This is a genomic window from Geothrix mesophila, assembly GCF_022808835.1.
GTDB classification, from domain to species: domain Bacteria; phylum Acidobacteriota; class Holophagae; order Holophagales; family Holophagaceae; genus Geothrix; species Geothrix paludis.
The window spans coordinates 89,237-109,834 of sequence record NZ_JAKZLD010000004.1 but is presented as its reverse complement, the minus strand read 5'-3'; the positions used below and the strand labels follow the sequence as shown (position 1 = coordinate 109,834).

Below are 20,598 nucleotides of genomic sequence, written 5' to 3'. Positions count from 1 at the left end.
GCTTACTTCCGCCCCCCGGCCGGCAGCAGCATGGCCAGCGCGCCCAGCACCAGCGGGCCGCCGATGGACAGGGGCAGCGCCAGCGGCGAGAAGGGGTCCGAGGGGAGCTGGGCCATGGGCAGTAGCCGCACGAAGACCTCCAGCACCTTCACCTGACCCGCGCTCCAGCCCAGGTCCTGGCCGAAGTCCAGGAAGAAGCTCAGGCGCGGGCCCAGCTCGCGGAGCAGCAGCGTGAGCAGCAGGGCCAGTCCGGCGCTGGACTTCAGGAGCCGCGACAGGAGCACCGCCCACAGCAGCATCTGGAGGCCCAGCAGGAGGCCGTGGAGATCCGCCCGAAGCAGCTCTGGCGGCCAGGCCTGGCCGATGAGCCGCCAGCTCAGGGCCCACACGGGGAGGAGCGCCACCTGGGAGAGGAACAGCCCGTGGGCGAAGCCCAGGCCCGTGCCCGCGAAGAAGCCCTTCAGCCGCTCGCCGCGGGAGGCGGCGGCGGTCCACTGGCTCACGGGACCGAAGGCGCCCAGCAGCACCACCAGGGACACCAGCCAGTACATGACGCCCTGCAGGCCGCCCAGCGCGTAGTCCTTCAGTGACTCCGCCCCCAGGGGGACCGCCGTGCCGAAGACCACTACCTGCGACCCGTCGGGCCCCTGCTGCCCGCGGATCGCCATGAACACCAGCCCCGCGAGGAACAGGCAGACCAGCGTCCAGCCGATGCGCAGCTTCGAACTTCCGAAACGGTCCATGCGAACTCCCGGGATGGGACGATCATACCGGGGCCGACGGAGACCCCGCCGCCGGGATGGCCTTCGGCACGGCGATTCAGGTCCGTGGGTTCCAGCCGGGGACAAGCCTTCCCCGTTTTCATCTCCGTGGATCTCCGTTCATCTCCGGCCAGACTTCTTTTCTTCAGCCGGAGATGAACGGAGATGAGCAGAGATAGGCAGAGATGAACAGGAATGGCTTCGTGCCGGAAGCCCCCAGGCCTACCGCGCCGCTGCCACCCGCGCCAGGTGCGCCTTCACCTCGGCCAGGCGCTCGGGCAGCACGGCCACGAACACGGTGTCATCGCCGGCGAGGGTGCCCATCTGGCCCGGGGCGGGATCCGCGTCGAGGCTGAGGCCCAGGGCCTGGGCGTAGCCGGGGGCGGTGTTCAGCACCAGGAGGTTGGGCGGGACTTCGTGGATCGTCACCTCGGGGAGGATCTGGGCTGTCGCCTCCACGCGCCGGTAGCGGCCCTGGACCTTCTGCACCCCCAGCCGCTTGAGGCGGCGGGACAGGGTCGACTGGGTGAGCTCGTGGCCCTCGGCGGACAGCCGATCCAGCAGATCGCTCTGATCCGCGATGGGATGGGCCTCCAGGAGCTGCAGGATGAGCTGATCCAAGTCCATGCATGGAGATTGCATGAAATTGCATGGAATTTCAAGCACAGAGACCTCTCGTCACACAAAATCAAGAAATATCACTTGCATCGCGGGTTCCAAGCTGTGCATATTATGCAATCGTTCGCATGGTTATGCACACCCATGCACGCATATGCACGAGGTCCCCCGCATGTCCGCTCCCGCCGTCCCGGCCCTGCTCCCCACCTACGCCCCCTATCCCTTCCCGCTGGTGAAGGGCGAGGGCGACCGGGTCTTCGACGACCGGGGCCAGGCCTGGTGGGACTTCTACGGCGGCCACTGCGTGTGCGCCACGGGCCACAGCCACCCCAAGGTGGTGAAGGCCGTGGCCGACCAGGCCGCCTCGCTGCTCTTCTACTCCGCCGCCGCGGCCCTGCCCGTGCGGGACGCCGCCGCCACGCGGATCACCGCCTTCTCGGGCATGGACTCGGTCTTCTTCTGCAACAGCGGCGCCGAGGCCAACGAGAACGCGCTCAAGGTGGCGCTACTGCTGACGGGCCGGAAGACGCTTGCCGCCTTCGACGGCGGCTGGCACGGCCGGACCACCCTGGCCCTCTCGGTGACGGACGACCCCAAGATCACCCAGCCCTTCGCGGACAGCCTCACGCCCTGCCTGCGACTTCCCTTCGGCGACCTGGAGGCCCTGGCCGCCGCCGACTTCTCCGAGGTGGCCGGCGTCATCCTCGAGCCCATCCAGAGCATGGCCGGCATCAAGACCGCTTCGAAGGCCTGGTTCCAGGCCCTGCGGGCCAAGTGCGACGCCAGCGGCACCCTGCTTATCTTCGACGAGATCCAGACGGGCATGGGCCGCATGGGCACGCCCTTCGCCGCCCAGTTCTATGGCATGCGGCCCGACCTCATGACCTCCGCCAAGGGCCTGGCCTCCGGCGTGCCCATGGCGGCGCTCCTCATGACCGCCGCCGTGGCCTCCAAGCTCAAGGGCGGCGACCTGGGCAGCACCTTCGGCGGCGGCCCCCTGGCCTGCGCGGCCCTGCTGGCCACCGTGGACGTCATCGAATCGGAAGGGTTGATGACGCAGGCCTCCGAATCCGCCACGCGGCTTCGGAAGGAATTGAAGGGCTCTGTGGTCGAGACCGTCCAAGGCGAGGGTCTGTTGCTGGGCCTCCGTACGCCCCACGCCGCGGCCCTCAAGAAGCACCTCATGGCGCAGAACATCCTCCTGGGCGGCTCCGGCGATCCCCAGGTGCTGCGCCTCATGCCGCCCCTCAACGTCAGCGGCGAAGCCCTCACCGCCCTCGTCGCCGCGATCCAGTCCTTCCAGCCGCAGTAAAGGCTGGCAACCGCGAAAAGGGCGAAAGGACACGAAAGGGAAACGCCATGCAGCCGCCAGTCCGCCACTAGCCCACCCTCTTTTTTCGCGTGCCCGCAGGGCTTCGCGCCTTTCGCGGTTCCTGTTTCCTTCTCCCGCTTTCGCCGTTCCCGTTTTCCCGAGGTTTCCATGAAGCACTTCACCCGCATCGCCGACCTGGGCCCCGAGGGCGTCCAGCAGATCCTGGCCAAGGCCGCAGCCTGGAAGAAGACCCGGCCCGGCGCCATCTTCGCGGACCGCATCCTGGGCATGGTCTTCTTCAACCCCAGCCTGCGGACCCGGGCCAGCTTCGAGGCGGCCATGCTGCGGCACGGCGGCCACGCCATCGTGCTCGAGGTGGGTGCCGGAACCTGGAAGCTGGAGGACCGGGACGGCGCCGTGATGGATCAGGACCGGGCCGAGCACGTCCGCGAGGGCGTGCCCGTGCTGGGCCGCTACGTGGACGCCCTGGCCGTGCGGACCTTCAGCCACGGCGACGGCGACGACATCGACGAGTTGGATCCCGTCATCAACGCCTTCCGGCGCTTCAGCACCGTGCCCGTGCTCAGCATGGAGAGCGCCCGGGAGCACCCCCACCAGGGCCTCGCCGACCTCCTCACCATCCAGGAGGCCCATGGCACGACGAAGGTGCCCGTCACCCTCACCTGGGCGCCCCACATGAAGCCCCTGCCCAAGGCCGTGCCCAACTCCTTCCTGCTGACGGCCGCCGCCTGTGGCGCCGAGATCCGCGTGGCCAACCCCAAGGGCTACGAGCTGGCGCCGGAAGTGCGGGCGGAGGCCGAGAAGTACGCAGCGGCCACCGGAGGGAAGATCGTCTACACCACGGACCAGGACGCCGCCCTCGAAGGCAGCGCCGCCGTCTACGCCAAGGCCTGGGGCCCCTCCACCACCTCTGGCATTCCCGCCGCCCCCATGGCCGACCTCGCCACCTGGATGCCCACCGCCGCCCACATGCAGAAGGCCGCCAAGGAGGCGATCTTCACCCACTGCCTGCCCGTGCGCCGCAACCTCGAAGTCCACGACAGCGTCCTGGACGGCCCCTGGAGCCGCGTGGTGGACGAGGCCGAGAACCGCTTCCACGTGCAGCGGGCCACCATCCACCACCTTCTTAACGCCTGATCTTCCGTCCGATCCTGGAGTTTCTGATGCCGCTCTCCCCCAATCCCTACGCCGCCCTCAAGGAAGCCTCCCGCTACGTCCGCCTGTTCCGCGGGAAGACCTTCGTGGTGAAGGTGGGCGGCGAGGTCATCGCCGAGCCCAAGATCCGCAAGGCCTTCTGCGAGCAGATCGCCCTGCTGTGGTCCTTCTCCATCCGGGTGGTGGTGGTGCACGGCGGCGGCGCCGAGCTGGACGCCGTCTGCGAGGCCATGGACATCCCCGTGCAGAAGGTGGCGGGCCGACGGGTGACGAGCCCTGAGGTGCTGGACGCCGCCAAGATGGTCTTCGCGGGCCAGGTGCACATGGACCTTCTGGCGGAACTGCAGGCCGCCGGCGTGCCCGCCGTGGGCCTCACGGGCCTCGACGCCGGCCTGCTGAAGGCCACCAAGCGGCCCCCCGTGCCCGTGGTGCCCGACGGCGCCACCGAGCCCCAGCTGGTGGACTACGGCCTGGTGGGCGACATCGACACCGTGGATCCCCACGTGCTCAGCCACCTGCTCGAAGGGGGCTTCGTGCCCGTGGTGGCGCCGCTTTCCGGAGGGGAGGACGGCGCCATCTACAACACGAACGCAGACACCATCGCCGCCAGCCTGGCCACGGCCCTGGGCGCCGAGAAGCTCTTCTTCCTGCTCTCCGTGCCGGGCCTGCTGAAGGACGTGGCCAAGTCGTCCTCGCTGATCCCCCACGCCACCGTCGGGGAGCTCGCCTCCCTTGAGGCCAAGGGCATCATCAGCGGTGGCATGCGGCCCAAGCTCGCGGCCGTGAAGGCGGCCCTCCAGGGCGGCGTCTCCAGCGCCCACCTGGTGAGCGGCACCACGCCGGACGGCCTGCTGGCGGAGATCTTCACCAACGAGGGCAGCGGGACGATGATCGTCCCCGACGCCCCCACGGCCGGAACCAAGCCATGAGCCCCGCCGAGCTGCTCACGCTCCTGGTCGGCACGCCCAGCGTGTCCGGCGAGGAGGGCCCCCTCGCGGATCTGGTCCAGAACCTCCTGGCCACCCAGGGCTTCAAGGTCCAGCGCCAGGGGAACAACCTCTGGTTCAGCTTCGGAAAGCCGGGCGGTGCCCGGCTGCTGCTCAACTCCCACCTGGATACCGTTCCGCCCTGCGCCGGCTGGGAGGGCGATCCCTTCACGCCCGTCTGGCACGGCTCGCGGCTCCAGGGCCTGGGCGCCAACGATGCCAAGGGCTGCGTGACGGCCATCCTGCTGACCGCCTTCGATCTGGCCCAGACCCACCTCGATGGCGAGGTGGTCGTGGCCCTCACGGCCGAAGAGGAGACCGGCGGCCAGGGCATCGCCACCATCCTCGACCAGCTCGGTCCCTTCGATGGCGCCGTGGTGGGCGAGCCCACGGGGTTGCGGATCTGCGCCGCCCAACGGGGCATGCTCCTCCTGAAGTGCACGGCCCGGGGCCAGAGCGGCCACGTGGCCAACGCCCAGATGCTGGGCGCCGAGAACGCCATCCACAAGGCCGCCCGGGACATCGCCAAGGTCGCGGCCATGGAGTTCCCGGCCCACCCCCTGCTGGGCAGCCAGAAGGCCCAGGTCACCCAGATCAGCGGCGGCCTGCGGCGCAACCAGGTGCCCGACGCCTGCGAGTTCTTCATCGACCTCCGCACGGGCCCGGACCAGGACCACGACGCCCTGTGCGCCGACTTCCAGCGGCAGCTGGAGAGCGAGGTCGCCATCCACTCCAAGCGCTACCTGCCCAAGGGCACGGATCCCCAGCACGCCATCGTCCGCGCCGCCCTCCAGGCCGCGAAGAAGGCAGGCCCCGTGGGCTCCGGCACCACGTCCGACTGGGCCTTCCTCGGCGGCATCCCGGCGGTGAAGGCCGGCCCCGGCGACACCTTCCGCAGCCACAGCCCCAACGAGTACCTGACCATCCAGGAACTCGAGGCCGGCGCGGATTTCTATGCCAAGCTCGTTCCCGCGTTCTTCAAGATGCAGGTGCAGCCATGAGGCCGGAAGCCACCACCCTCTGGGCGAAGGACATCCCCCTTGATGCGGCCATCCACCGCTTCACCGTGGGCGAGGATCCCGAGACCGACCTGGCCCTCCTGGCCTGGGACGCCCTGGGCAGCGCCGCCCACGCGAAGATGCTGGCCGCCACGGGCCTCATCCCCGAGGCCGATGCCGTCTCGCTGGTCCGGGGCCTTAGGCGCATCGCCAACCTCGCCAAGCAGGGGGCCTTCCCCATCCCGCCCCACATGGAGGACGGCCACACGGCCATCGAAGCGGACCTCACGCGGCACCTGGGGCCCGTGGGCGGACGCATCCACCTGGCCCGCTCCCGCAACGACCAGGTGATCCTGGCCCTGCGCCTCTACCTCCGGGACAAGCTGGTGCGCCTGGGCCTGCGCGTGGCGGACCTGGCCGAGGGCTTCCTGGCCTTCGCCAAGGCCCACCAGGACACGCCTCTGCCGGGCTACACCCACCTGCGCCGGGCCATGCCCAGCACCTTCGGCCTCTGGGCCACGGCCTTCGCCGAGGGCCTGCTGGAGGAGCTGGAGGCCCTGCAGGGCGTCTACGGCCGCCTGGACCGCTGCCCCCTGGGATCCGCCGCCGGTTTCGGCGTGCCCCTGCCCATCGACCGGGCGCTCACGGCGAAGCTGCTGGGCTTCTCGAAGGTGCAGCGCAGCCCCATCGACGTGCAGAACAGCCGGGGCCGCCACGAGGCCACCGTCCTCCAGTGGGCCGCCTCCGTGGGCGGCGTGCTGGAGAAGTTCCTGTGGGACGTCTCCCTCTACAGCACCGAGGAGTTCGGCTTCCTCAAGCTGCCGGACGCCTTCACCACGGGGTCGAGCATCATGCCCCAGAAGAAGAACCCGGACGTCGTCGAGCTGGCGCGCGGCCGCTGCCGGGAGCTGCGGGGCGCCGCGGGCCTGGTGGAGCAGCTGGCCTCGGGCCTGCCCTCCAGCTACCACCGCGACTTCCAGCTGCTGAAGCAGCCGCTCATCACTGCCCTGCGCCACGCCGAGGACCTCTTCACCGTGTTGACGCCCCTGCTGCCCGCCCTCCAGGTGAAGGCCGAGGCCGCGACCCAGGCCTCCAGCGACGAGCTCTACGCCGCCCACCAGGCCTACGTCCTCGTGCAGGGGGGCCTGCCCTTCCGCGAGGCCTACCGCAAGGTGGCGCAGCAGATCCAGGACGGCACCTTCGCCCCGGACCGCAGCGCCCTCACCGCCACCCACCTGGGCGGCGCCGGCAACCTGGCCCTGGACGCCCTCGACGCCGACCTCCAGGCCGCTCGCGGCTGGATCGAAGCCAAGCAGAAGCAGCACGCCGACGCCGAAACCGCCCTCTGGACCGCCTGAAAGGATTCCCCATGAGCCAGCTCGCCGTTCTCGCCTTCTCCGGCGGTCTCGACACCTCCTTCTGCGTGCTCTACCTCAAGGAGCAGGGCTACGACGTGGCCACGGTCACGGTGAACACGGGCGGCTTCTCACCCGACGAGCTGGCCCGCATCGAGGCGGCCTCGCCGAAGCTGGGCGCCGTGAGCCACACCACGGTGGACGCCCGGGCCGGGCTCTTCGACGGCTACCTGCGCTACCTGGTCTACGGCAACGTGCTGCGGGGCCAGATGTATCCGCTGTCCGTCTCCGCCGAGCGGGTCTGCCAGGCCAAGGCCGTGGCGGAGCTGGCCAAGGACATGGGCGCCGCTGCCATCGCCCACGGCTCCACGGGCGCCGGCAACGACCAGGTGCGCTTTGACGTGGCCTTCCGCGCCCTGGCACCCGAGCTGGGCCTGCTCACCCCCATCCGCGACCTGGCCCTCTCCCGGGCCGAGGAGATGGCCTACTGCGCCGACCGGGGCGTGATCTTCCCCCCGAAGACGAAGGACTACTCCATCAACGAGGGCATGTGGGGCACCAGCGTGGGCGGCCGCGAGACCCTCGACCCGTGGACCTCCCTGCCCGAGGCGGCCTTCCCCGGCGGCGTCATCGGCACCCTGGCCCCCAAGTCGCTCGTCATCGGCTTCGAGCAGGGCGTGCCCGTCTCCCTGGACGGCAACAGCATGGACCCCGTCAACCTCATCGCCCAGCTCAACGCCGTGGGCCGCCCCTACGGCATCGGCCGGGGCGTGCACCTGGGCGACACCATCCTGGGCATCAAGGGCCGCGTGGGCTTCGAGGCCCCGGCGGCGCACCTGCTCATCGGCGCCCACCGGGAGCTGGAGAAGCTGGTGCTCAGCGGCAAGCAGCTGTTCTGGAAGGAGAGCCTGGGCAACCTCTACGGCTCCCTCCTCCACGAAGGGCACTTCTTCGACCCCCTGGCCCGCGACCTGGAGGCCTTCCTCACGTCCAGCCAGGACCGCGTGAGCGGCGAGGTGCGCCTCACCCTGCACCCCCGCGCCTTCGTGGTGGAGGGCGTGCAGTCCCCCTACTCCCTGATGGACCCCCGCATCGCCACCTACGGCGAAGCCAACAAGCTCTGGACCGGCGAAGAAGCCGCCGGCTTCGCCAAGCTGTTCGGGGTACAGCAAGTTTTGACGCTTAAGGCAAAAAGCAACTGATTCACGACTAGGACAGATTTTTCAGGAACAACTCACGCGGAGGGTCGCAGAGAAAACAGAGAACGCGGAAAAAGACAGGGACTCATTCCTCCGCGCCCTCCGCTGTCTCTTCTTTTCTCTGCGAGCGTTTTTCTTTCTTCGCCGTATCGTGGCCATTTTTGAAAGGCCCCCCATGCGCATCCACGTCGACAAGCTCGCCTCGGTCACCCGCAACCTGCGGCTGGGCCGGACCCTCACCCTCGGGCCGGAGATCCTGCTGGAGGAGGGCTCCGTCATCGCCTGCCGCATCCGCGGCGAGAAGACCACGTACAACCAGCTGGAGGATCCCCACGGGCGCATGAGCACCCTGCACGACGGGGACATCGTCGTGGGGGCCCTGGGCCACCGCAACGCGCTGCAGGGCTACGAGGGCGTCATGCCCGAGTCCCTGAAGCCCGGCGACACGGTGAACCTGCTCAACATGGGCGGCGTGCTCGGCAAGTGCCTCTCCCACAACCCAGACGTGGGCAAGCCCTTCGAGCTGGAGGTGCTGGGCCAGGTGCTCGTCTTCCCCGAGTTCCAGTCCCGGGCCGGCCAGCCCGCCCACATCCGCATGGGCGCCCTCAAGGGCACCAGCCTCTCGCTCCACTGCCCCGTGGTGTACGTGGCGGGCACCTGCATGAACGCGGGCAAGACCGCCGCGGCCTGCGCCAGCATCCGCGTGCTCAGCCGGGCGGGCTACCGCGTGGGCGCCTGCAAGCTCACGGGCGTGTCGCTCATGCGCGATGCCCTGGCCATGCGCGACTACGGCGCGGAGGTGGCCCTGGACTTCACCGACGCCGGCAGCGTCTGCACGGATGCCGGCAGCGCCGCCGCCATGTCGCGCATCATCTTCTCGGAGCTGGCCACGCACGGCGTGGACGTCATCGTGGCCGAGACCGGCGACGGCATCATGGGCGAGTACGGCGTCCAGTCCATCCTCGCGGACCCGGACCTGAAGGCCCTGGGCGGCGCCTTCCTTCTCTGCGCCAACGACCCCGTGGGCGCGGCGGGCGGCGTCCACTACCTGAAGTCCGCCTTCGGCATCCAGACGGACCTGGTGGCCGGCCCCGCCACGGACAACCGCGTGGGCGAGCGCTTCATCGCCACCCTCGGCCTCCCCGCCCGCAACGCCCGCGCCGACGCCGAGGCTCTCGGCAAGTTCGTCCTCGGCCTCGTCGAGCCCAAGATCTCGGCCAAGGTTTGATCGGCCATCCCACCGCGATTGGCGTTCTTCTTCTCCAGGATTGGCCATGACCTCAGTTGATGTCCTCATCCTCGGCGCGTCGGGCTACGGCGGGGGGGAGCTGCTGCGCTGGCTCTCCATGCACCCGTCAGTGGCCACCCTGCGGGGCACGGCCCGCAGCCACGCGGGCAAGCCCTTCCACGCCCAGCACCCGAATCTGCGGGGGCTGGCGGAGGGCACCTTCGAGGCCGCACCCGACTGGGCGGCCCTGGCCCAGAGCCCGAAACCCGTTCTCTTCTCGGCCCTGCCCCATGGCGAGCTGGGGAAGCTCTGGCCGGAGATCGAGGCGGCGGGGAAGGATCACGACCTCCTGGAGCGGCTCACGGTCATCGATCTCTCCACGGACTTCCGGCTGGATCCCACCTGGGTCTACGGCCTGGTGGACTGGAAGCCCGGGCGCATGAAGGGCGCGAAGCGCATCGCCAACCCGGGCTGTTTCGCCACGGCCCTGCAGCTGGCCCTGCTGCCTCTGGCCCAGTGGAAGCCCGCCTTCGTGGCCGTCACGGCAGCCACGGGATCCTCGGGATCGGGCGCCGCGCCCAGCGAGACCACCCACCACCCCACGCGGGCCACGGACTTCCGCGCCTACAAGATGCTCAGCCACCAGCACGAGGCCGAGGTGCTGCGCACCTTGGCGGCCGAAGGCTGGGAGGCGCCCCTCAGCTTCGTGCCGCAGAGCGCGCCCATGGTCCGGGGGATCTTCGCCACGGCGCAGTTCCCGCTGCCCGCGGGAATCGAGCCCTCGGCCCTGCGGGCCCACTACGAGGCCTTCTACCAGGACCGGTTCTTCGTGCGGATCGTGGACGGATCGCCCCGCGTGGCGGCCACCACGGGGAGCGCCTTCGCGGACCTCGCGGTGGCGGCCAAGGGTGGCCACGGGGCCGTGATGGTGGCCCTCGACAACCTCGGCAAGGGCATGGCCGCCCAGGCCGTGCAGAACCTCAACCTGGCCCTGGGACTGCCGGAGTGGACCGGGCTGAAGGTGGCCGGAGGCTATCCGGGATAAAGCGGGTTCCCCTGCAAGAGGCGGGACCCGCGCTAATCCAAGAGCGAGGCGCGCACCCCGGCAGCGATCGCGTCCACGACCTTGGCCATCCCCTGCAGGTACGGGGAGCGCTTGACCGTGACCGCGAGCTGGAGATCGAGCCCCACGACCTCCACTTCAACGATGCCCGCGGGCCGGGTCCGCGCGAGCAGGCGGCGGGGCATCAGGCTCAAGCCGACCCCCTCTTTCACCAAGGCGAGCTGAAGCCGCGCATCCTGCACTTCCGCCGCGAGGTCCAGGTGGCCGCCCTGGCGCGCCACCTCAGCCACGAGCCGCCGACGCGCGTCGCAGGGTTCCGGGTTCAGGATCCATGCCTGGCGATCGAGGCCCTCGGAAAGCCTCCCCTCGGCGACGAGCCGTGAGGAGGCGATGACGGCCAGGCGCTCATGACAGAGGGTGCCCGCATCCTCCCCTGCGGTCTCTCCCGACAGCAGGATCGCGGCATCCAGCCGCCCACGCCGGAACTGCTCCGAGAGGTCATCGCTCCATCCGGTCGCCAGCAGGATCGACACCCGCGGGAAGCGCTTCCGGAGGTCCTTGATGATCCGGGCGAGGCCGTCATCGGCCAGGCCGTTCGTGACCCCCAGCCGAAGACGGCCCTCGGGTTCGGAGTGCCCCAGCCGGCTCTTCATCCCGGCATACGCCGCGAGAATCTCGCGGCAACGGGCCAGCGCCTCGACGCCGGCGGGGGTGAGCCCGGACGGTTTCAGACGGCGATCGAGCAAGGCTACCCCGAGTTCCTGTTCGAGCCGCTGGATCTGCCGGGTGACGGCGGGCTGGGTCAGCGGCAACCGTTCCGCCACCTTCTGGATCGATCCCTCCTCGGCCAGGAGGACGAACGTGCGCATCTCATCGAGCATCATTCCATCCATGCATAATTATTTTAAATATAATGAATTTGAACAACATGCAAGCCAATGCCATCTTTGCCGTGGAAGTCGCATAAGGAGAAGCAGATGAAAGCGATCCTGCTCCACGGCGAACCGGGTGCTGCCCGTTTGCAACTGGTCGACCGGCCGGTCCCTGAACCGAAGCGGCACGAGGTCATCGTGCGGGTCAGGGCCAGCGCGCTGAACTACCGCGACCTGGAGATCGTGCGTGGCACGTACCACACCTCATTCGCGCTTCCGCTGATTCCCCTTTCCGATGGCGTGGGGGAAGTCGTGTCCGTGGGAGAGGGCGTGACGCGCGTCAAGATCGGGGATCGCGTGTGCAGCGCCTTCTGGCAGCGCTGGGTCGCCGGAGGCTTCGATATGGCGGAGCCCTCGTACCAGCTCGGCGGCCCGATTGATGGGATGCTGGCGGAATACGCGAGGTTGGACGAGCAGGCGGTCGTGCTCGCGCCAAGGCATCTGAGCGATGCGGAGGCAGCCACGCTGCCGTGCGCGGCCGTCACCGCCTGGCACGCCCTGGTCACCGAGGGTGCCCTGAAGCCCGGCGAGACGGTTCTGACGCTGGGAACAGGAGGCGTCTCGCTCTTCGCGCTCCAGTTCGCGAGGAGCGCGGGTGCCCGGGTCATCGTGACATCGAGCAGCGATGAGAAGATCGAGCGCGCCAAGGCGCTGGGAGCCTTCGCCGGCGTCAACTACCGGCGCCACGAGGACTGGGCCGGAGAGGTGCTGCGCCTGACGGACGGGCGAGGCGTGGATCACGTCCTGGAGGTCGGCGGACCAGGAAGCTTCGCCCAATCCCTGCGGGCCGTGCGGCTGGGCGGGCAGATCAACGTCATCGGCTATCTCGGCGGAACAGAAGGCACCATCAATCCGCTGGACATCTTCCGGCGGCAGGCCCGGGTGCGGGGCATCCCCGTCGGATCCCGAGCCTCCTTCGAAGCCCTGGCCCGCGCGATGGAAGCGCAGGAGCTCCGACCCGTCATCGACCGGATCTTCCCGTGGACGGAAGCCGCCGATGCCTTCCGGTACCTCGCAAGCGGCGCCCACTTCGGAAAGGTCGTCCTGCAACACGACGCCCCGTCTTCCTGAAGGGTGGGGCCCCGGGCCCGGACCATCGATCATGATCGACCTCTGCGTCCATTTATAGACATCCCTGGGCCTTGTGGGATGATGATTGACCCTTTCCGGAGCGTCTATGAATCCGTCCCTTCTCACCCGTGAAGCCCTGGGGCAGTTCGCCAGCGCGAGCCGTGCGGCCTTCGAAGCGGAGCTGAAGACCCTGGTGGAGATCCCCTCCATCAGCGCCGATCCGGCCCGGCAGGGCGACGTGCGGCGCGTGGCCGAGGCCGCCCGGGCGCTCTTCGAGCGGCACGGGGGCAAGGCCGAGATCCTGGAGACCAGCGGCAATCCGCTCATCCACGGCTGGTTCGGGGAGGATCCCAACTGCCCGACGATCACGGTCTACAACCACATGGACGTGCAGCCCGCCAATGAGCCCGAGTGGACGGCAGAGCCCTTCACCTTCGTGGTGGACGGCGACACCTACCGGGGCCGTGGCAGCACGGACGACAAGGGCCCGGCGGTGACGGCCTTCTTCGGGGCCCTGGCCGCCCGCAAGGCGGGCGTGCCCCTCAACATCCACTTCCTGTGGGAGACCGAGGAGGAGATCGGCTCCCCCAGCTTCGAGGGCGGCCTGAACCGCCACAGGGACCGCCTGAAGACCGACGCCATCGTGGTGAGCGACACGGTCTGGATCACCCGCGGCAAGCCCAGCACGCCCGCGGGTCTCCGCGGCCTCAAGGGCTTCCGCCTCACGCTGGAGACCGCGGACCACGACCTGCACAGCGGCGTGGTGGGCGGCGCGGCCCGCAACCCCCTGGCCGAGCTCATCAAGGTGGTCGCCGCCATGATGGACGGCGAGACCGGCAAGGTGAAGATCCCCGGCTTCTACGACGAGGTGGTGAAGCCCTCCAAGCAGGAGCTGGAGGAGTGGGCCCACGCGGGCTTCAGCGTGGAGACCTTCAAGAAGGACCACATGATCACTGGCATGCGCACGGAGGATCCCATCAAGGTCATGAAGCGCGTGTGGGGCCGGCCCACCATGGAGGTCCACGGCGTCGTGGGCGGCTACACGGGCCCCGGCATCAAGAGCGCCGTGCCGCCCCGGGCCGAGGTGAAGCTCTCCTGCCGCCTGGTGCCGGACATGGACGAGGCGAAGACCATCGAGCGCGTCCGGGCCTTCGTCAACGAGCACTTCCCCGATGTGCAGTTCCACGAGGAGCACGGCCTGGCCCCCTTCAAGGGCCACGTCACCGGCCCCTACGCCGAGGCCATCAAGGACGCCTACCGCTTCGCCTTCGACGCGCCCTGCTCCTTCACCCGCGAGGGCGGCAGCATCGGCGCCGTGAAGACCATGGAGGACATCCTCGGCTGCGAGGTGTTCTTCCTGGGCCTCAGCCTCCCCAGCCACGGCTACCACGCCCCCAACGAGAACTACGACTGGGAGCAGGCCTCAGGCGGCATCGCCGCCTTCGCCCACTACTTCGAGACGGTGAGCGGGATCAAGGGCTGAGCGCCCTTCCTTGCGAAAATCGCCGGCCGAATGGCCGGCGATTTTCGTCAGAAGGTGCCCTGCACCAGCCCCCCGTCCACCAGCAGGCTCTGGCCGGTGACGTAGCTCGCGGGGGTTCCGCAGAGGAAGGCGATGACGGCGCCGACCTCGCCGGGGTCGCCCAGGCGGGCGGCGGGGATGGCGGCGGCGGTGCGGGCGTAGTACTCGTCCATGGAGATGCCCTCGGCGGCGGAGCGCAGCTCGGCCAGGTGGACCTGGCGGTCGGTCATCACGTGGCCGGGCAGGACGGCGTTCACCGTGATCCCGTCCGCGGCGGCCTCCTGGGCCAAGGTGCGGGTGAGGCCGGAGAGGCCGGCTCGCAGCGTCGAGCTGATGGTGAGCAGGGGCGTGGGCTGCTTGGCCACCAGGCTGGTGATGTGGACGATGCGCCCCCACCGGGCCGCCCGCATGCCGGGCAGCACGAGGCGCGAGAGGCGCACCACGTTCATGAGCGTGGACTCCACCCCGGCGGCCCAGTCGTCATCGGAAAGTCCGGAGAACCCGGCCGCCTTGGGCCCGCCGGTGTTGGTCACGAGGATCTCCACGGGGCCCAGGGCCACCGCCGTGGCCTGGTGCCAGCGGGCCAGGTCTTCGGCCTTCGCCACGTCCGCGGCCAGGGCCAGGGCGGGCACGCCCAGGGCTTCCAGCTCGGCCTTCACCGCCGCCAGGGCCTCGCCGCCCCGGCCGCAGACCGACACCGCGCAGCCCTCCGCCGCCAGGGCCAGGGCCGTGGCGCGGCCCAGCCCCTTGCTGCCGGCCGCCACCATGGCCACCTTGCCGCGAATGCCGAGATCCATGGGTTCCTCCTGGACTACCGGGATGGGGGTGGCGTCGGGTTTCCGGGAAGCAGAGGGGCGGACGCGGCCGGCTCCGCGCGCCGGGGCGCGGCGGGCGGCGGGCAGCCCTGGGCCTGGCCCAGGCCCTTGAGGTAGGCCCGCCGGGTCAGGCCCGCGGCCACGGCCTCGGCCACCAGCCGGGAGTGGCGCTCGGCCCCGCTCAGCTTCCGCACCCAGCCCCGGAAGGGGATGAGGCCCTCGGTGGTGTGGCGCACGGCGCCCACGGCCGCGCCGCTGGCCTCGGCCCGCCCGCGTTCACCCAGGCTCGGATCCGCCGTCGGAGGGGCGTCCAGGTCCGGCGGCAGGGCCGCGTCCAGCTGCCGCACCTCCGCCACCAGGCCGGCGCAGGTGGGATCCGTCGGTGGTCCGTAGGGGGCCTTCTGGGCCGCCAGCAGGATCGGCGGGATCTTGGCGCGCACCAGGTTGAGGTCGCCCAGGGGCGCCGTGGCGGCGCCGGAGAGGCCCCCGGTTTCGGGCTTGGCGCAGCCGGAGAGCGCCAGCATGGCTGGAAGGACCAGCAGGGCGACGACCGGGAAGAGGGCGGGCTTCATGGCGCCCAGCATACCGGCTCAGCGATTCGGATGCCCCCTGATGGCCCCCGATGGCTCTCGGCACGCCACTGCTACCCTCGGAGGATGCCCGCCCTGGAACTGGCCTCCCTCACCAAGCGCTTCGGCGACAAGACGGCCGTCGAAGACCTCAGCCTGTCGCTGGAACCCGGCGCCTTCCTGGGCCTGCTGGGCCGCAACGGCGCCGGGAAGAGCACCACGCTGAAGATGGTCACGGGCCTGCTGAAGCCCACGTCGGGCCGCATCCGCGTGCTGGGCCTGGACCTCGAGGCCGATCCCCTGGCCGTGAAGCGCCAGATCGGCGCCATGCCCGAGGACATGGCCCTGCTGGACATGCTCACGGGCCCCCAGTACCTGCGCTTCGTGGGGCGGATGTACGGGATGCCGGACGCCCTCATCGACGGCCGCCGGGAGGAGCTGTTCGACGCCCTGGACCTGGCGCCCGGCCCCAAGACCCTCATCGCGGACTACAGCTTCGGCATGAAGAAGAAGGTGGCCCTCTGCGCGGCGCTCATCCACGGACCCCAGGTCGTCTTCCTCGACGAGCCCTTCGAGGGCATCGACCCGGTCACCAGCCGCACCATCAAGGACATCCTCCAGAGCCTGCAGCAGCGGGGCGTGACGCTGGTGCTCACCAGCCACATCCTCGAGGTGGTGGAGAAGCTCTGCCCCCTCATCGCCATCCTGGACGAGGGCCGGCTCAAGGGCTTCGGCCCCCTGGACGAGCTGCGCCGCGGCGGCGAGAGCCTGGAGCAGCTCTTCGTCGATCTGGTGGGCGGCGGGCAGAAGGGGGCGCTCTCGTGGCTGTGAGCCCTTTCCGCGCCCTGCTGGCGGCCCATGGGCAGGCCACCTGGAACCGCTCCGCCCAGGAGCTGGGCCGCCAGGGGGCGTGGGTGCTGGCCCTGGTGGTGGGGATCCTCGCCGCCTTCGCGGCCGTGAGCCTGATCCTGGGCGGCGGGGCCCTGGGCTGGCTGCTGGGCAGCCGCCTGGATCGGCCCATCGCCGCCACCCTCCTGGGTGCCGTGCTCGCCTTCTTCGGCTTCGGCGGCGGCCTCATCGGCGGCGTGCTGGGCGGGGCCCGGGAGCTGGCCTGGGAGGCCTACCGGGGCTTCCCCCTGCGGCTGCGGACCCTCTATCTGGCGGAGCTGACGGCGGGCCTCGTGGACATGCTGCCGCTGACCATGAGTCTGGCCCTGACCGGCCTGCTGCTGGGCCTCGGCCTGGCCGCGCCCCGGACCCTGGTCCTCGTGCCCCTGGTCCTCGTCGAGACGCTGCTGATGATGCTGGCCCTCCAGCTCCTCGTGGGCGGCCTGGCCTCGGCCCTGGTGAAGCGCCTCCGCGTGGCCCTGACGGCCCTGGCCGTCCTGGCCTGGCTGGGCTCCACCCTGATGTCCCCGGGCCTGCCGAAACGTGGATCGGGTGCCGCTGCCGGGTCGGCGGCCCGGCCCGTCCAGGCCGCCCAGATCGAGCAGGTCCAAGCCCTGGGGCGGGGCGCGGCCCGGGTGCTGGAGGCCCTGCCCACCCACGGCGCCGCCCGGAGCCTGGCGGAGGCGCGGGCGGGGCACTGGGGCGCGGCCCTGGCCCTGCACCTCTACCCGCTGGCCCTGCTGGCGCTGGTGATGGTGCTGGGCGCCCGCCTCATGGCGCGGGAAACCAGCGGGGCCCCGGCCGCCGCCCCGCAGACTCGCGGCCCCGACCGCCTCTGGAGCTTCCGCCATCCCGCAGAGGGCCTCGGGCGGCTTCACTTCCAGACGATCATGCGCAGCCACCTGGGCCGCTTCGCCTTCCTCATGCCCCTCATGACCGTGGTGCTGCTGAAGGGGCCCTTCGCCCAGTTCAAGGCCAACCCGCTCTGGACCGTGCCCGCCGCCTTCGCCTACCTGTCCCTGGTGGCCAACAACTTCGTGTTCAACCAGTTCGGCCTGGACCGGCACGGCGTGAAGGGCCTCCTGCTCCTGCCCGTGGGCCCGGAGGACCTGCTCAAGGGGAAGCTGCTGGGCCTGGCCGCCCACCAGGGGCTCCAGGCCCTGGTCCTCGCCGGCCTGCTGATGCTGCTGGACCACGCGGGCCCCATCCCGCTCCTGGGCGGCATGCTGCTCATGGGCTGCATCTTCCTGGCCCAGACCGCCGTGGGGCAGTGGACCTCCACCTGGGCGCCGCGGCCCATGGCCATGGACAGCCTCAAGAACAACAGCATGCCCTTCGCCCTGGGCCTGCTGAGCATGGGCACTTCGGCCGTCTGGGCCGGCCTCTTCGGCGGCGCCTACGCGCTGCTGGCCTGGATCTCGCCGCGGCTGCTGGTGCCGGGCATGGCGCTGCTCTTCGGGCTGGTGCTCACGGCCCACCTGCTCCTGCTGCCCGCCGCGGCCGCGGCCCTGGACCGCCGCCGGGAGAAGCTGGTGGAGGCCCTGGGATGAACCCCGAGGCGCTGCGTCTCGCCGCGGAGCTGGGTGGGACTGTGCTCTCGGCGCCCAGCGCTTCCGGGGGCGGCAGCCTCATCCTCGTGGAGCGGATCCAGGCCCACGGCCTGCCCCAGGTGCTGGTGCTGGGCCGGACGGCGGAGGATCTGCGCGCGCCGCTGGAAGCCGCCGATGCCGTCCAGGCCCGGGGCTTGGCGGTGAACGTGCTGGGCCTCGTACCCGCGCCCGGCTGCGACCTGGCCGCTGCCCTGGACCTGCATCGCCGCCGCCTTGGCGCCCTGGTCTGCGCGCTGGACGCGGGCCTGCCCTGGCTGGACGGCAAACCCATGCTGGTGCGCCGCCTGCCGGGCCGCATCGCCCGCGATCTTCCCGTCGCCCTGCCCAAGGCGCCCATGGGCCCCCTGGAGAAGGCCGAATTGAAGGGCTTCCTGGCGGACTGGGACAAGGATCGCCGCAAGATGACCTTCCGCCGGCCCGAGTGGCGGGAGGCGCCGGATCACGAACTGCACGGCGGCTTCGAGACGGACCTCTGGCCCGGCGTGCCCCTGCCCGAGGGGGCCGAGCTGCGCGTGCCGCCCCTGGTGCTGCCCGAGGCCACGGCCCTCACGAACGCCCTGCGCGCGGCCCTGCGCGAGGCCACCGGCCAGCCCGTCCCCTTCCTGCCCCTGCCCGGCGATCCCGCGCCCCTCCACGCCCTGCGCGCGCTCACACCCGAGGCCACGGCCTTCCGCGGCCCCGTCCGCGCCTGGGAGCTCGCCTTCGAAGGCCTCTCCCGCCTGCCCGCGCCACCCCACTTCTGCGCCCGCTGCTGATCGGGGAGAATCAGCCCGAAAGATCGAACCGCGAAAGACGCGAATCGCCCTGCGGGCGCGCGAAAGGCGGACGATCCGGCTTCCGCCTCCACGCGCGGGGCGGGTCTGGCGGCCTTCAGGAGCCGGCAGTCCCGCCCCGCGTGTGGCCAGACGCGCCTCGCGCGCCTGGGGGCCGGAGGCCCAGGCGGCCCATCCTCGCCGCGTTTCGCGCCCTTTCGCGTCTTTCGCGGTTCCTTGCTTTTCTGGCCGAGTCGGGCCCATCACCAGGAAGATGTTCTGGGCACCGATTGCGGTGATGAAATCCCAGGCGCAAAGGCCTTCACTCTAGAATCCAGGGAAGCCTTCCCCCCGCAGCCCCATCCCCGGAAGCCCCATGCCCGACCGCATCGGCAAGTTCGAGATCCTCCGCACCCTGGGCCAGGGGGCCATGGGCGAGGTGTTCCTGGCGCGGGACACGACGCTGGGGCGCGAGGTAGCCCTCAAGACCATCCGGCCCCAGGCGGACGCCGAGGCCCTGGGCGACCTGAAGGCCCGCTTCGCGCGGGAGGCCCAGTCCGCCGCCGGGCTGCACCACCCGAACGTGGTGACCATCTACGAGTTCGGCGAGGCGGACGGCCTGCTCTACTTCGCCATGGAGGTGGTGGAGGGCCCCAGCCTGGAGAGCCTCCTGCGCCGCCAGGCCCTGGCGCCCCGGGCCTTCCTGGAGGCCATGGCCCAGGTCTGCGACGGCCTCCAGGCCGCCCACCAGAAGGGCATCGTCCACCGCGACATCAAGCCGGCCAACATCATGATCGCCCGCGAAGGCGAGCGGCCCGTGGCCAAGATCCTGGACTTCGGCGTGGCGAAGTCCCTGGGCCAGGAGGCCACCCAGACGGGCATGGTGGTGGGCACCCTGGCCTACATGGCCCCCGAGTACCTGAGCCGGGGCCAGGCCACGCCCTCCGCCGACCTCTTCGCCGTGGGCGTCATCCTCTACGAGGGCCTGGCGGGGCACCGCCCCTTCCAGGGCGACACCAACGGCTCGCTCATCTACTGCATCCTCAACGAGCCCACCCCCGACCTGGACATCGAGGCCCTCGACGGCCTGAACCCCGCCCTGCGGGACCTGGTGGCCCGGGCCCTGGCCAAGGATCCCCTGGAACGCTTCGGCTCCGCGAAGGAGCTGGGCGAGGCCCTGCGCGCCGCCCTGGATCCCGCCTGGCGGCCTCAAGATCAACCGACTGTCGCCCTTCCCCATCCGGCCAAGGCCGCCCCCCGGCGCCGTGGGACCTGGGCCCTGGGGCTGGCGGGCCTGCTGGCCGCGGGGGGCGTCGCCTGGTGGGCCCTGCGCCCGGCCCCGCCGAGGAACGCCGCCCTGGACGATGCCGCCTTGAAGGGAGCCGAGGCCCTGGTGGACAGCGACCCCCTCAGCGCCCTGCGCATCATCCGCGACGTGCTGGCCCAGGCCCCGCCCGGCCAGCGGGTGGACCCCGACGCCCTGGCCCTCCTGCTGGTGGTCCAGTACCGCGCCAAGGACCTGGAAGGCTTCCTCGCCACCCTCAAGGACGCCGAGGCCCGGGGCGTCCCCGCCGCCGACCTCCTCCAGAACCGCCGCTACAAAGCCATGCTCACCCAAGACCGCAAGGCCGGGCGACTGCCGGCGGAGCTGAGGGCGCGGCTGCTGAAGGGGGATTACGGGGCGTGAGGGCCGGATGGGCCGGTCTACCGTTCAGGGCTAGATTTCGACCGTCCGGACGATTT

General features: G+C 70.7%; 19 protein-coding genes. 14 read left to right on the top strand and 5 right to left on the bottom strand.

Going from position 1 to position 20,598, the window contains the following annotated elements; genetic code table 11:
* Positions 1-2: 2 nt before the first annotated feature.
* Both MLG87_RS12795 and MLG87_RS12790 read right to left on the bottom strand, forming a co-directional pair.
* The gene (locus MLG87_RS12795; RefSeq protein ID WP_243295541.1) at positions 3-743 is read right to left on the bottom strand and encodes a hypothetical protein; all 741 of its coding nucleotides are present in this window, start codon (positions 741-743) and stop codon (positions 3-5) included.
* Between the two features lie 240 nt (positions 744-983).
* Positions 984-1,388, bottom strand: a complete 405-nt coding sequence (locus MLG87_RS12790; RefSeq protein WP_425250895.1) for an arginine repressor — start codon at positions 1,386-1,388, stop codon at positions 984-986.
* Between the two features lie 163 nt (positions 1,389-1,551).
* On the opposite strand from MLG87_RS12790, the gene MLG87_RS12785 reads away from it, so the two are divergent.
* The 8 genes from MLG87_RS12785 to argC all read left to right on the top strand — a co-directional run bounded on the left by MLG87_RS12785 (position 1,552) and on the right by argC (position 10,678).
* Positions 1,552-2,691 (top strand): aspartate aminotransferase family protein, encoded by a 1,140-nt coding sequence (locus tag MLG87_RS12785; RefSeq protein WP_243295539.1) that lies wholly within the window; start codon positions 1,552-1,554, stop codon positions 2,689-2,691.
* 168 nt (positions 2,692-2,859) lie between these two features.
* A complete protein-coding gene (locus MLG87_RS12780; protein ID WP_243295538.1) occupies positions 2,860-3,849 on the top strand; it encodes an N-acetylornithine carbamoyltransferase in 990 nt (329 codons plus the stop codon).
* A 26-nt stretch (positions 3,850-3,875) separates the two neighbouring features.
* Complete coding sequence (gene argB, locus MLG87_RS12775; RefSeq protein WP_243295537.1) at positions 3,876-4,796, top strand: acetylglutamate kinase; 921 nt, start codon at positions 3,876-3,878, stop codon at positions 4,794-4,796.
* Positions 4,793-5,854: a M20/M25/M40 family metallo-hydrolase gene (locus MLG87_RS12770; protein ID WP_243295536.1), complete on the top strand. Its 1,062-nt coding sequence runs from the start codon at positions 4,793-4,795 to the stop codon at positions 5,852-5,854. Before argB ends, MLG87_RS12770 begins: the two co-directional genes overlap by 4 nt.
* Positions 5,851-7,209, top strand: coding sequence for an argininosuccinate lyase (gene argH / locus MLG87_RS12765; RefSeq protein ID WP_243295535.1), 1,359 nt, complete (start codon positions 5,851-5,853; stop codon positions 7,207-7,209). The genes MLG87_RS12770 and argH overlap by 4 nt, the downstream gene beginning before the upstream one ends.
* Before the next feature lie 11 nt (positions 7,210-7,220).
* Complete coding sequence (argG, locus tag MLG87_RS12760) at positions 7,221-8,408, top strand: argininosuccinate synthase (protein ID WP_243295534.1); 1,188 nt, start codon at positions 7,221-7,223, stop codon at positions 8,406-8,408.
* Between the two features lie 172 nt (positions 8,409-8,580).
* A complete protein-coding gene (locus MLG87_RS12755) occupies positions 8,581-9,633 on the top strand; it encodes a folylpolyglutamate synthase/dihydrofolate synthase family protein (protein ID WP_243295533.1) in 1,053 nt (350 codons plus the stop codon).
* Between the two features lie 46 nt (positions 9,634-9,679).
* On the top strand, positions 9,680-10,678 hold the full coding sequence (gene argC, locus MLG87_RS12750) for an N-acetyl-gamma-glutamyl-phosphate reductase (RefSeq protein WP_243295532.1): 999 nt from the start codon (positions 9,680-9,682) through the stop codon (positions 10,676-10,678).
* 32 nt (positions 10,679-10,710) lie between these two features.
* Here argC and MLG87_RS12745 read toward each other — a convergent pair whose 3' ends face one another.
* On the bottom strand, positions 10,711-11,577 hold the full coding sequence (locus MLG87_RS12745) for a LysR family transcriptional regulator (protein ID WP_243295531.1): 867 nt from the start codon (positions 11,575-11,577) through the stop codon (positions 10,711-10,713).
* Between the two features lie 96 nt (positions 11,578-11,673).
* Between MLG87_RS12745 and MLG87_RS12740 the strand changes: the two genes are divergently transcribed.
* Together MLG87_RS12740 and MLG87_RS12735 are read left to right on the top strand one after the other, a co-directional pair.
* On the top strand, positions 11,674-12,699 hold the full coding sequence (locus tag MLG87_RS12740; protein WP_243295530.1) for a zinc-dependent alcohol dehydrogenase family protein: 1,026 nt from the start codon (positions 11,674-11,676) through the stop codon (positions 12,697-12,699).
* Between the two features lie 106 nt (positions 12,700-12,805).
* The gene (locus tag MLG87_RS12735) at positions 12,806-14,182 is read left to right on the top strand and encodes a M20/M25/M40 family metallo-hydrolase (protein ID WP_243295529.1); all 1,377 of its coding nucleotides are present in this window, start codon (positions 12,806-12,808) and stop codon (positions 14,180-14,182) included.
* A gap of 47 nt (positions 14,183-14,229) precedes the next feature.
* On the opposite strand, the gene MLG87_RS12730 is transcribed toward MLG87_RS12735, so the two are convergent.
* Entirely contained in the window at positions 14,230-15,018 is a 789-nt protein-coding gene (locus tag MLG87_RS12730; RefSeq protein WP_243295528.1) for an SDR family oxidoreductase, read from the bottom strand.
* Positions 15,019-15,032: 14 nt separating this feature from the next.
* Positions 15,033-15,620: a hypothetical protein gene (locus MLG87_RS12725; RefSeq protein WP_243295527.1), complete on the bottom strand. Its 588-nt coding sequence runs from the start codon at positions 15,618-15,620 to the stop codon at positions 15,033-15,035.
* A 72-nt stretch (positions 15,621-15,692) separates the two neighbouring features.
* Between MLG87_RS12725 and MLG87_RS12720 the strand changes: the two genes are divergently transcribed.
* The 4 genes from MLG87_RS12720 to MLG87_RS12705 all read left to right on the top strand — a co-directional run bounded on the left by MLG87_RS12720 (position 15,693) and on the right by MLG87_RS12705 (position 20,542).
* Positions 15,693-16,436, top strand: a complete 744-nt coding sequence (locus tag MLG87_RS12720) for an ABC transporter ATP-binding protein (protein WP_243295526.1) — start codon at positions 15,693-15,695, stop codon at positions 16,434-16,436.
* Positions 16,427-18,043 (top strand): hypothetical protein, encoded by a 1,617-nt coding sequence (locus MLG87_RS12715; RefSeq protein WP_243295525.1) that lies wholly within the window; start codon positions 16,427-16,429, stop codon positions 18,041-18,043. Before MLG87_RS12720 ends, MLG87_RS12715 begins: the two co-directional genes overlap by 10 nt.
* Positions 18,040-18,858: a hypothetical protein gene (locus tag MLG87_RS12710; RefSeq protein ID WP_243295524.1), complete on the top strand. Its 819-nt coding sequence runs from the start codon at positions 18,040-18,042 to the stop codon at positions 18,856-18,858. The genes MLG87_RS12715 and MLG87_RS12710 overlap by 4 nt, the downstream gene beginning before the upstream one ends.
* A 373-nt stretch (positions 18,859-19,231) precedes the next feature.
* Positions 19,232-20,542 (top strand): serine/threonine-protein kinase, encoded by a 1,311-nt coding sequence (locus MLG87_RS12705; protein WP_243295523.1) that lies wholly within the window; start codon positions 19,232-19,234, stop codon positions 20,540-20,542.
* Positions 20,543-20,598 lie beyond the last annotated feature (56 nt).